Consider the following 10,844-nt stretch of genomic DNA (forward strand, 5'->3'; position numbering starts at 1 on the left):
GATCACGGCTCACGACCCGGCGTTGGTGTTGGCGAAGACGACGGCGGCGATCACCAGGACCAGGGAACCCGCGAGCAGCGCGCCGAGGTAGGTCTGCACGTTGCCGGTCTGGGCCCGGCGGACGGCGGTGCCGAGCCAGCGTGCGCCGGTGCCGGAGCCGCGTACGTAGGTGTCGACGACCTCGCGGTCCAGGAAGCGGACGAGGCTCGCCGCGGCCTGGACGGGGCGGACGAACAGCGCCGTGTACAGGGCGTCGAGGTGGAAGCCGGCGGCGGCATGGTGGTGGAGCGGGCCGAGCAGCAGGCGGCCGGGGTCGGCCGGGTCGGGGGCGTCCCCGTCGGCTCCGTAGGCGGCGGTGTGTGCCGTCATGGCCTGGGCCTCGATGAGGGCGGGTTCGGCTTCGGGGTGGGCGACGACGGTGCCGACGGGGGTACGGGCGGCGAGCGCCGAGGTGTGGCGCCAGGCGCCGTAGGTGACGAGGCCGCCGACGAGGCCGACGCCCGTGGAGAGGACGGCGGTGGTGACGGTCGGGGTGAGGCTGTGGCCGTCGAACCAGTCGGTGATCGTGCCGACGGTCAGTCCGAAGGCGATGGTGGGGACGGCGAGGACCCAGAGGACGGCGGTCATCGCGACGGGCTGCCTGCCGTGGTCGGGGGCCTCGGCGCCGCGGCCCCGGAAGGCGAGGAGCCAGAGGCGGGTGGCATACGCGGCGGTGAGGACGGCGGCGAGCAGTCCGGCGACGAGGACGGTCCAGCCGGCGGCGGCCGGGGCGACGTGCCGGTCCCCGAGCGCGGTGTGCTCGGCGGCGACGAGGACGGCTTCCTTGGAGAAGAAGCCGGCGAACGGAGGGATGGCGGCGAGCGCGAGCAGGGCGACGGTCATCGTCCAGTAGGCGTCCGGGATGCGCTTCGGCAGGCCGCCCATGCGGGACATGGCGGCCAGCGAGTTGGTCCCGGCGGCGTGGATGACGACGCCGGCCGCGAGGAAGAGGACGGCCTTGAACGCTCCGTGGGAGAGGAGGTGGAAGACGGCGGCCCCGCGGTCGCCGACGGCCAGGGCGCCGGCCATGTAGCCGAGCTGGCCGATCGTCGAGTAGGCGAGGACCCGCTTGATGTCGTCCTGGGCGAGGGCGGCGAGTCCTGAGCCGATCATCGTGATCGCCGCCATGACGGCGAGTACGACGAGCGCCGCGCCGGACTGGGCGAAGACGGGGAGGAGCCGGGCCACGAAGTAGATACCGGCGGCGACCATCGTCGCGGCGTGGATGAGCGCGGAGACGGGGGTGGGGCCGGCCATCGCGTCGGGCAGCCAGGTGTGCAGGGGGAACTGCGCCGACTTGCCGGCGACGCCCGCGAGGAGCAGCAGGGCGATGAGGGTGGGATGGTCCAGGCCGCCGTTGGCGACGGCGCCCAGGATGCCGGTGATGCGGAAGGTGCCGGTGTCGGCGGCGAGCGCGAACAGGCCGATCAGGAAGGGGACGTCGCCGAGCTTGGTGACCAGGAAGGCCTTGAGGGAGGCGGCGCGGGCTTCGGGCGTCTCCCAGTAGTGGCCGACGAGGAAGTACGAGCAGATACCCATGATCTCCCAGCCGACCAGGAGCACCATCAGGTCGCCCGAGTAGACGACGAGCAGCATCGCGGAGGTGAAGAGGGAGACGAGGGCGGCGTACGAGGGGTAGCGGGGGTCGTCGCGCAGATAGGCGGTCGAGTAGATCTGCACACACGTCGCGACGAGTCCGACCAGGACGGCGACGAGGACCGCGAAGCCGTCGAGGTGCAGGGCGAGGTCGATCGGGACCGAGCCGGTGGGGGTGAGCTGGGTCGCGGCGTCGATGGCCCGGCCGCCGCCCTGGCGTGCGGCGACGACGGCGGCGATGACGGCGGCGGCGAGGGTGGGCAGTACGGCGAGGGGCCGTACGAAGCCGGGGGCAAAGAGAAGCGCGCGAAGCCCCTTCTCGGGGCGGCGGCGGGAGACGGGCGGGCCGGACAGGAGACCGGCCGCGGCGCCCAGGAACGGAAGGAGGGGGACAAGGACGGCGAGGGTCGTGGTGGTCACGCGGTGGCCTCTGCCTTCTTTGCCTTCCCTGCCGCAGCAGTGGCCTGGTCTTCGGTGCCGGACTCGTCGTCCGGGAGGGCTTCGGCGGCGTCGGTCTCGGCGGTGTCGCGGAGGCGGTCGACGTCCGAGCTGCCGCGGTTGCGGTACACGGCGAGGACGATCGCCAGGCCGATGCCGATCTCCGCCGCCGAGATGGCGATGGTGAAGAGGGTGAGGGCCTGGCCGGAGTGCAGGGCGTCGCGGAGCCAGACGTCGAAGGCGACCAGGTTGAGGTTGACGGCGTTGAGCATCAGCTCGACGGACATCAGGACCAGGATCGCGTTGCGACGGGCGAGCACTCCGTACAGCCCGGTGCAGAAGAGGAGGGCGGCGAGCACGGCGGGATAGGCGAGGTGCATCAGCTCTGCTCCTTACCGCGCTTGCGGGACAGGACGATCGCGCCGACGAGGGCGGCGAGCAGCAGGACGGAGAGTGCTTCGAACGGCAGCACCCAGTGCCGGAAGAGGAAGGAGCCGGTCACGTCGGTCGAGCCCCGGGCCGGTCCGTCCAGGTCGATCCAGGTGGTCCGGAAGGCGTCGACCACGACCCAGACGAGCGCGCCGGCGGAGGCGACCGCCACGGCGAGGGCCGCCCAGCGGTTGCCCGAGTCGGCGTCCGGGGAGCGGCCGATGGGGGCCCTGGTGAGCATCAGCCCGAAGAGAAGGAGGACGACCACGGAACCGACGTAGATCAGTACCTGCACCCAGGCGATGAACTCAGCGGTGAGCAGGAGGTACTCGACGGCGAGACCCCCGAGCGCCACGACCAGCCAGAGGGCGGCATGCACCAGCTGCTTGGTCGTGACGGTGACGAGGGCCGCGCCGAAGGTGGCGATGCCGACGAGGACGAAGGCGATCTCGATGCCGGTCGGGGAGAGGAAGCCGGAGTGGGCCGGCTGGGCGGCGAGGGCGGTGTGAGCGGAGTGGGCCGCGGTGACTGCGAGTGTCACTCCTCCCCCTCTGCTTCGCTCTGGTTCTGCTGGGTTTCCTGTGCCTGCTGGGCCTGCTGGGCTTCCTGGGCGCGGTGGGCTTCGAGTTTCTCCGCCGTCTTGCGGGCGGCGGCGATCTCCTTCGGTTCCTCGGCGCCCGGGTCGAGCGCCGGCGGTTCCGGCACCGTCCACATCCATGCGCGGAGCTTGTCGCGCTCATGGGTGAGTTCGAGGATGTCCGTCTCCGCGTACTCGAACTCCGGCGACCAGAACAGCGCGTCGAAGGGGCACACCTCGATGCAGATACCGCAGTACATGCAGAGCGAGAAGTCGATCGCGAAGCGGTCGAGGACATTGCGGCTGCGCTCGCGGCCGCCCGGGGTCGCGGCCGGCACCGTCTCCTTGTGGGAGTCGATGTAGATGCACCAGTCGGGGCACTCACGGGCGCAGAGCATGCAGACCGTGCAGTTCTCCTCGAACAGCGCGATGACGCCGCGGGAGCGGGGCGGGAGCTCGGGCTGGACGTCCGGGTACTGCGCGGTGACCGTCTTCCTCGTCATCGTCCGCAGGGTGACGGCCAGGCCCTTGGCCAGGCCTGAGCCGGGGATCGGGGGCATCAGCTGATCGCCACCTTCACGATGCCGGTGAGCGCGATCTGCGCGAGAGCGAGCGGGATGAGCGTGGTCCAGGCGAGCTTCTGCAGCTGGTCCTCGCGGAGCCGGGGGTAGGACACCCGCAGCCAGATGACGACGAAGGCGAGGACCGCGGTCTTGAGGAGCGTCCAGACCCAGCCGAGTCCGTCGGCGCCGAACGGGCCGTGCCAGCCGCCGAGGAAGAGAACGGTGGTCAGTCCGCACAGGACGACGATGCCCGCGTACTCGGCGAGCAGGAACAGGGCGAAGCGCAGGCCGGTGTACTCGGTGTACGCGCCGAAGATGATCTCCGAGTCGGCGACCGGCATGTCGAACGGCGGGCGTTGCAGCTCCGCGAGTCCGGCCACGAAGAAGACCAGCGCGCCGACGATCTGCCAGGGCAGCCACCACCACTCGAAGGCATTGAGGATGCCCGGGAGGGAGACGGTGCCGGCCGCCATCGCGACGGAGGCGGCGGCGAGCAGCATCGGCAGCTCGTACGCGAGCAGCTGGGCGGCGGTACGGAGGCCGCCGAGGAGGGAGAACTTGTTCGCCGACGCCCAGCCGGCCATCAGCGAGCCGAGGACTCCTACGCCCATGACGGCGAGCACGAAGAAGATGCCCGCGTCGACGACCTCCCCGACCGCGCCCTCGCCGGGGCCGATCGGGATGGCGACGAGTACGAGGAGGTACGGGAGCAGCGCGACGGCCGGCGCGAGCTGGAAGATCCGGCGGTCGGCCTCGGCCGGGACGATGTCTTCCTTCTGCGCGAACTTCACGCCGTCCGCGACGAGCTGGGCCCAGCCGTGGAAGCCGCCGGCGTACATGGGGCCGAGGCGGCCCTGCATATGGGCCATCACCTTGTGCTCGGTCTGCCCGACGACGAGCGGGAGGACCATGAACACGGCGAAGACGATGACGAGGCGGAGGGCGACGTCCAGTACGTCGTTCACGCGGTATCGCCTCCGGCGGGGGGGTCGGGGGTCGCTGGGGTTTCTGGGGTTTTCGGGTGCGCCGAGGGTTCGGGGTGGTTCGCGGGGGTGGTATCGGTATCGGGGGTGGCGTCGGTGTCGGTGCCGGTGTCCGCGTCGGGGGTGCCGCTGCGCTGGGCTTCTCCCCTACCCGCCCCTTCCCGAACCGGGGTCTCCGCCCCCGGACCCCCGCTCCTCAAACGCCGGAGGGGCTGAGTGGCCCCGCCAAGGCCGGGAGCGGCCGGGTCCGAAATGGTCCCGTCCGGCTGGGGAGCACCCGAGTCCGCCCCCGCACCCGCATTCGCGTCGAAAGCCGGGCGGGCGTGGTGCCACGGGGCATCGCTGGTTCCGGAGTTCGGCTCCGCTGCCCCGGTCCCCGTGCCCGTATCGGTCCCCGTATCGGTCCCCGTACCCGTCCTGGTGCCCGTACCCGGCTCCGTCCCCGCACCCGTCCCTGTCCCCGGCGCCGCTGTCTCCGCCTGCCCGCTCGTCGGCTGCTGGCTCGCCGAGCCCTGGGATGCGCTCCGGGTACGGCGCGGGGTCGTGGTCCGGGGTGTCGTTTCCGTACCCGTACCCGTACCCGTACCCGCTTCCGGGGCCGGGGTCGCCGCCGCCGCTGCCGTCCGCTGGGCGGCCGAGCCCTCGCTCGCGCTGCGGGTGCGGCGCACCGGGCGGTCGCCCGCCGCTCGCGGGGTGCGGGCCGGGCGGGACGGGGCGGGCGGGAGCTGGCCCTTCAGAGGGCCCCATTCGTTCGGGTCGGGGACGCCGGGCGGCAGCATCGTGCGCCGCTTCGGGCCGCCGTGCTCCGACTCGCCCGGCTCCTTAGCGCCGGGCCAGGCCTTCGCGACGCGCGCCGCCAGCACGAAGTCCTTGCGCAGCGGGTGGCCCTCGAAGCCCTCGGGCAGCAGCAGCGGCACCAGGTGCGGGTGACCGTCGAAGCCGATGCCGAACATCTCGTGCGTCTCGCGCTCGTGCCAGGCGGCGCCCGCGTAGACATCGATCGCGGTGGGAAGGACCGCCGCCTCGTGCGGAACGGTCGTACGGATCATGAGCCGACGGACCTTGCCCCCGGCCAACGCCACGACATGGGCGCAGACCCGGAAGCCGGTGCCCGGTTCGTCGACCGCGCTCAGCCAGTCGAAATACGTGCAGCCCAGCCGGTCGCGGGCCGTTTCGAGGGCGGCGATCCAGGCGGCGGCCGGCACGTCGACGGTCAGCAGGTCGTACGCGTACTCCGCCGTCGCGTCCTCGCCGAAGAGCTCGGCGGCGGCGTCGGGCAGCCGGTCGTAGGCGTCGGCAGGGGTGGTGGTCATGCGCGGTCCTTCCCCGGGGCCGGGGCCGACGCCGGGTTCTGCGGGGGCGCGACCAGGCCGCTGCGCAGGGCGGCGGTGGAGGGACGGCTGCCGCCGCCCGTCGCGTACCGCTCGCCCAGCGACTCCCGGGCGATCTTCTCCTGGAGCTTGAGAATGCCCTGGAGCAGCGCCTCCGGCCGGGGCGGGCAGCCGGGGACGTAGACGTCGACCGGGATGATCTGGTCGACGCCCTTGGTCACGGAGTACGAGTCCCAGTACGGGCCGCCGCAGTTGGAACAGGCGCCGAAGGAGATGACGTACTTGGGCTCGGGCATCTGCTCGTACAGCCGCTTCACCGCGGGGGCCATCTTGTCCGTCACCGTGCCGGAAACGATCATGAGGTCGGCCTGGCGCGGGCCGGGCGCGAACGGGATCACGCCGAGCCGGATGAAGTCGTGCCGGGCCATGGAGGCGGCGATGAATTCGATGGCGCAGCAGGCGAGCCCGAAGTTGAAGACCCAGAGGCTGTAGCGGCGGCCCCAGTTCAGGACCACCTTCATCGGCTCGGGCGCCAGGCGCGACAGGACGCCGAGCCGCTTGGGCTCCGGCAGGAAGGTCGGCACGGGCTGCGGTTCGGATCCCTCGTCGGCCTGCGGGCTGGTCACGTCCATTCGAGGACGCCCTTCTTCCATGCGTAGAGCAGTCCTACGGCCAGGAAACCGAGGAAGATGAACATTTCGACCAGCGTCGTCGCCCCGTATCCGGGTGCGGCGAATACGGTCGCCCACGGAAACAGGAAGATCGAGTCGACGGCGAAGATCACGTACAGGAAGGCATAGACGTAATAACGGACCTGGGTATGTGCCCATCCTTCACCCACTGGATCCACACCGCACTCGTACGTCAGGAGCTTTTCCGGCGTCGGGACCACGGGGCGCAGCAGTCGGCCGGCCCCGAAGGCGACGGCGACGAACAGCACGCCGATCACGGCGAGCAGTCCGACCACTGAGTAACCGTGGAAGTAGTCCGACGCGAGAACGGTCGATTCCGGCAGGTCCGCCACGTCCGCCCCTCGCTCCCTCGAATCCGTCCGGTGATCTGTACGCACGGGAGTCTAGGCCCTGTTAAAGAGACGGTAAGCAGCCTCGTCGGACAAGGGGTGGGGTTATCCCTACTTCACCTCACCCATGAGCCCCATGGCGTGCGCCGGTCCGGCCCGGCAGGCTGGGGCGTATGACCATGAGCCCCCAGGTGCCGGACAACGACCGGCCACCGCCCGCCCGCCTCATCCTCGACCGTTGGACCTGGAAGGAGATCGGCCATCTGCTGGCCAATCTCCCCATAGCCATTGTCGGGTTTGTTTACACGGTTGTCATGATCGCTGTCGGCGTGGGACTTGCGGTCACGGTGATCGGTCTGCCCCTGCTCGCCCTCGGGCTGCACGGGGCGCGGCTGATCGGCAAGGCCGAGCGGGGCCGGGCGCGGGCGATGCTCGGGGTGCGGATCGACGAACCGAGCCCGATGGATCTGTCCCGCCGGGACAAGGGGTTCTTCTCCTGGCTGTGGTCGAGCATCAAGGACCCGGTGGGCTGGCGGACCGTGCTGTACTCCTTCATCCGGCTGCCCTGGGGCGTACTCACCTTCGCGGTGACGCTCGTGAGCCTCATCGTGCTGTGGCCGGTGCTCCCCCATGTCGCGCGGCTCCTCAGCAACGTGGACCGGTCGATGGTGCGCGGGCTGCTCTCGCCCTCCGACGAGCTGGAGCGCCGGATCGCCGAGCTGGAGTCGGACCGGGGGGTGGTCGTCGACACGGCCGCCGCCGACCTGCGCCGCATCGAACGCGACCTCCACGACGGCGCCCAGGCCCGCCTCGTCGCCCTCGCCATGGGCCTCGGCCTGGCGAAGGAGAAGCTGACCGACGACCCCGAAGCCGCGGCCCGCATGGTCGACGAGGCCCACGGCGAGGTCAAGGTCGCCCTCCAGGAACTGCGCGACCTCGCCCGCGGCATCCACCCCGCCGTCCTCACCGACCGCGGACTCGACGCCGCACTCTCCGCCATCGCCTCCCGCTGCACCGTCCCCGTCGCAGTGAGCGTGGATCTGCCGGGGCGTCCCGCGGAGGCGATCGAGGGCATCGCGTACTTCACGGTCTCCGAGCTGCTCCAGAACGTGAGCAAGCACAGCGCGGCGCGTTCGGCGTCCGTCGAGGTGTGGCGCTCCGGGGAGCGGCTGATGCTCCAGGTCACCGACGACGGACGGGGCGGGGCCCGGATGGACGGCGGTACGGGAATGGCGGGGCTGGCCGAGCGGCTGGGCGCCGTCGACGGGCTGTTCGTCCTCGACTCACCGGTCGGCGGACCCACGACGGTCACCGCGGAACTGCCCTGGCGGAACCGTGAGCAGCGGAAGGACAAGGAGCCGAGCAATACGGGGGCGGCCGAGCGCCGCTAGCCTCCCCCGCCGAGCGCCACCAGCGCAGCCCGGTCGAGCGCCACCAGCTTCCCTGCCCGAGCGCCGCCAGTGCAGCCCGCCCGAGCACCGCCACCTTCCCCGCCCGAGCGCCGCCAGTGCAGCCCGGTCGAGCGCACCAGTACAGCCCGTGCATGGCCGTACGCACCCCTCGATGGTGGGGAAAACCCCCGGCCGAAGAGGGATACCCCCCTCATGGCGGGCCGGCCCGCGAGGCAGCACCCTTGTCATAACGGCAACAGACCGCTGATGAAGATGAGAAGAAACGGACAGCACCCATGGCCACGGCATACGGACCGGACACTCGGGACCACCAGCGGTCCGGAGCCGGCTTCGGGGACCATCCCCCGGTGAAGCACTTCTTCCCTGCCGCGCTGCGCGCCCCCGTCGAGGGCAGGACCTGGCGCGAGCTCACGTACCTGCTGCTGAGCCTGCCGATCAGCGTGGTCCTGTTCGGCCTCTCGATCACCCTGACGACGCTGGGCGTCGGCATGCTGATCACCTTCCTCGGGGTTCCGATCCTGGCCGGCGCGCTGGCCATGTGCCGCGGCTTCGGCGCGATGGAACGGGCACGGGCGCGCGGGCTGCTGAAGGTGGACGTGGCGGCCCCGGCGCCGGTGCGCGGCAGGACCGGCGGCCTGATGTCCTGGATGGGCGCGATGCTCAAGAGCGGGGCGTCCTGGCGGCATCTGCTCTACACACTGCTGCACATGCCGTGGGCGATCTTCGCCTTCTCCGTCGCGGTGACGTTCTGGACCATCGGGTGGACCGCGTTCACCTACCCGCTGTGGCGCTGGGTCTTCCCGGCGTACACGGGCCAGGGCGGCATTCAGCTGTACAGCGACCGGGCCCATGACGTCCGCCTCGACTCCTCCGTCGAACTGGCCCTGACCAGCGCGGTCGGCCTGGTGTTCGTCCTCGTCACGCCGTGGATCATCCGTGGTCTGGTGAGCGTGGACCGGGTCATGGTGGCCGGGCTGCTCGGGCCGTCCCGGCTGGCGACCCGCGTCTCGGAGCTGGAGTCGGACCGGGGGGTGGTCGTCGACACGGCCGCCGCCGACCTGCGCCGCATCGAACGCGACCTCCACGACGGCGCCCAGGCCCGCCTCGTCGCCCTCGCCATGGATCTGGGCCTGGCGAAGGAGAAGCTGACCGACGACCCCGAAGCCGCGGCCCGCATGGTCGACGAGGCCCACGGCGAGGTCAAGGTCGCCCTCCAGGAACTGCGCGACCTCGCCCGCGGCATCCACCCCGCCGTCCTCACCGACCGCGGACTCGACGCCGCACTCTCCGCCATCGCCTCCCGCTGCACCGTCCCGGTCAACGTCGAGGTGGACCTGGCCTCCCGGCCGGCCCAGGCGATCGAGGGCATCGCGTACTTCACGGTCTCCGAGCTGCTCCAGAACGTGAGCAAGCACGCACGGGCGACCCGCGCGTCGGTCGATGTGTGGCGGGCGGCGGACCGGCTGATGCTCCAGGTCACCGACAACGGGCGCGGCGGCGCCGATGTGTCGTCGGGCAGCGGGCTCGCCGGGCTGACCGAGCGGCTGGAGGCGGTGGACGGTGTCCTCGTCGTGGATTCCCCGCAGGGCGGCCCGACCCGGGTCACGGCCGAGCTGCCGTGGCGCGGCTGAGCACGGCTGAGCACGGCGAGCACGGCTGAAGTCCACCCGGCGGCCGACGACAGCAGGGCGCCGATGCTGGGATGCTGGAGACCGTAGATGCGGGACCAGCGAACAGTGGGGGATACGGCTTCATGGTGGAGGACAGGGTGCGAGTAGTCATCGCCGAGGATTCGGTGCTGCTCCGGGAAGGTCTCACCCGGCTGCTGACCGATCTGGGGCATGACGTCGTCGCCGGAGTGGGGGACGCCGAGGCGCTGATCAAGACGGTGAGCGATCTGGCGGGGCAGGACGCGCTGCCCGATGTGGTGGTCGCCGATGTGCGGATGCCTCCGACCCACACCGACGAGGGTGTGCGGGCGGCCGTGCGGCTGCGGAAGGACTATCCGGGGATCGGGGTGCTGGTCCTTTCGCAGTACGTCGAGGAGCAGTACGCGACCGAGTTGCTGGCCGGGTCCAGCCGGGGCGTGGGATATCTGCTGAAGGACCGGGTCGCCGAGGTCAGGGAGTTCGTGGACGCGGTGGTCCGGGTGGCGCAGGGCGGGACGGCGCTGGACCCGGAGGTGGTGGCGCAGCTGCTGGGCCGGAGTCGTAAACAGGACGTCCTGGCCGGGCTGACGCCGCGCGAGCGCGAGGTGCTCGGCCTGATGGCTGAGGGGCGGACGAACTCCGCGGTGGCCCGGCAGCTGGTGGTGAGCGACGGCGCCGTGGAGAAGCACGTCAGCAATATCTTCCTGAAGCTGGGACTGTCCCCCAGTGACGGGGATCACCGCCGGGTGCTGGCCGTTCTGACCTACCTGAACTCCTGATGAACTGACACCCTGTCAGATATCTGG

Annotated in this window: 11 protein-coding genes; 3 read left to right on the forward strand and 8 right to left on the reverse strand. The window is 71.2% G+C overall.

Annotated elements, in window-relative coordinates:
- Positions 1 to 9: 9 nt before the first annotated feature.
- From OG520_RS16425 to OG520_RS16460, 8 genes are read right to left on the reverse strand one after another with little or no spacing between them, the layout of a single operon-like run.
- A complete protein-coding gene (locus tag OG520_RS16425; protein WP_399327100.1) occupies positions 10 to 2,055 on the reverse strand; it encodes an NADH-quinone oxidoreductase subunit L in 2,046 nt (681 codons plus the stop codon).
- A complete protein-coding gene (nuoK, locus tag OG520_RS16430) occupies positions 2,052 to 2,453 on the reverse strand; it encodes an NADH-quinone oxidoreductase subunit NuoK (RefSeq protein ID WP_399327098.1) in 402 nt (133 codons plus the stop codon). Before nuoK ends, OG520_RS16425 begins: the two co-directional genes overlap by 4 nt.
- Positions 2,453 to 3,043 carry an NADH-quinone oxidoreductase subunit J gene (locus OG520_RS16435; protein ID WP_406013643.1) on the reverse strand — a complete coding sequence of 197 codons (591 nt, stop codon included), beginning with the start codon at positions 3,041 to 3,043 and terminating at the stop codon, positions 2,453 to 2,455. Before OG520_RS16435 ends, nuoK begins: the two co-directional genes overlap by 1 nt.
- Positions 3,040 to 3,639 carry a NuoI/complex I 23 kDa subunit family protein gene (locus OG520_RS16440; protein ID WP_406013644.1) on the reverse strand — a complete coding sequence of 200 codons (600 nt, stop codon included), beginning with the start codon at positions 3,637 to 3,639 and terminating at the stop codon, positions 3,040 to 3,042. The genes OG520_RS16435 and OG520_RS16440 overlap by 4 nt, the downstream gene beginning before the upstream one ends.
- The gene (locus OG520_RS16445; protein WP_406013645.1) at positions 3,639 to 4,607 is read right to left on the reverse strand and encodes an NADH-quinone oxidoreductase subunit H; all 969 of its coding nucleotides are present in this window, start codon (positions 4,605 to 4,607) and stop codon (positions 3,639 to 3,641) included. The genes OG520_RS16440 and OG520_RS16445 overlap by 1 nt, the downstream gene beginning before the upstream one ends.
- On the reverse strand, positions 4,604 to 5,938 hold the full coding sequence (locus tag OG520_RS16450; protein ID WP_406013646.1) for an NADH-quinone oxidoreductase subunit C: 1,335 nt from the start codon (positions 5,936 to 5,938) through the stop codon (positions 4,604 to 4,606). The genes OG520_RS16445 and OG520_RS16450 overlap by 4 nt, the downstream gene beginning before the upstream one ends.
- Positions 5,935 to 6,588 carry an NADH-quinone oxidoreductase subunit B gene (locus OG520_RS16455; RefSeq protein WP_399327089.1) on the reverse strand — a complete coding sequence of 218 codons (654 nt, stop codon included), beginning with the start codon at positions 6,586 to 6,588 and terminating at the stop codon, positions 5,935 to 5,937. The genes OG520_RS16450 and OG520_RS16455 overlap by 4 nt, the downstream gene beginning before the upstream one ends.
- Complete coding sequence (locus OG520_RS16460) at positions 6,579 to 6,980, reverse strand: NADH-quinone oxidoreductase subunit A (RefSeq protein ID WP_189544080.1); 402 nt, start codon at positions 6,978 to 6,980, stop codon at positions 6,579 to 6,581. The genes OG520_RS16455 and OG520_RS16460 overlap by 10 nt, the downstream gene beginning before the upstream one ends.
- A gap of 170 nt (positions 6,981 to 7,150) precedes the next feature.
- On the opposite strand from OG520_RS16460, the gene OG520_RS16465 reads away from it, so the two are divergent.
- The 3 genes from OG520_RS16465 (at position 7,151) to OG520_RS16475 (ending at position 10,817) form a co-directional block, all read left to right on the forward strand.
- Positions 7,151 to 8,368, forward strand: a complete 1,218-nt coding sequence (locus OG520_RS16465) for a sensor histidine kinase (RefSeq protein ID WP_406013647.1) — start codon at positions 7,151 to 7,153, stop codon at positions 8,366 to 8,368.
- Between the two features lie 296 nt (positions 8,369 to 8,664).
- Positions 8,665 to 10,020 carry a sensor histidine kinase gene (locus tag OG520_RS16470; protein ID WP_406013648.1) on the forward strand — a complete coding sequence of 452 codons (1,356 nt, stop codon included), beginning with the start codon at positions 8,665 to 8,667 and terminating at the stop codon, positions 10,018 to 10,020.
- 122 nt (positions 10,021 to 10,142) lie between these two features.
- Entirely contained in the window at positions 10,143 to 10,817 is a 675-nt protein-coding gene (locus OG520_RS16475) for a response regulator transcription factor (RefSeq protein WP_323180027.1), read from the forward strand.
- Positions 10,818 to 10,844 lie beyond the last annotated feature (27 nt).

The sequence above is a fragment of the Streptomyces sp. NBC_00984 genome (genome assembly GCF_045162475.1).
Taxonomy (GTDB): domain Bacteria; phylum Actinomycetota; class Actinomycetes; order Streptomycetales; family Streptomycetaceae; genus Streptomyces.

Coding starts and splice junctions, on each gene's coding strand:
- OG520_RS16470 (WP_406013648.1), top strand. CDS start 8,665: ATGGCCACGGCATACGGACCGGACACTCGGGACCACCAGCGGTCCGGA.
- nuoK (WP_399327098.1), bottom strand. CDS start 2,453: ATGCACCTCGCCTATCCCGCCGTGCTCGCCGCCCTCCTCTTCTGCACC.
- OG520_RS16465 (WP_406013647.1), top strand. CDS start 7,151: ATGACCATGAGCCCCCAGGTGCCGGACAACGACCGGCCACCGCCCGCC.
- OG520_RS16475 (WP_323180027.1), top strand. CDS start 10,143: ATGGTGGAGGACAGGGTGCGAGTAGTCATCGCCGAGGATTCGGTGCTG.
- OG520_RS16440 (WP_406013644.1), bottom strand. CDS start 3,639: ATGCCCCCGATCCCCGGCTCAGGCCTGGCCAAGGGCCTGGCCGTCACC.
- OG520_RS16450 (WP_406013646.1), bottom strand. CDS start 5,938: ATGACCACCACCCCTGCCGACGCCTACGACCGGCTGCCCGACGCCGCC.
- OG520_RS16455 (WP_399327089.1), bottom strand. CDS start 6,588: ATGGACGTGACCAGCCCGCAGGCCGACGAGGGATCCGAACCGCAGCCC.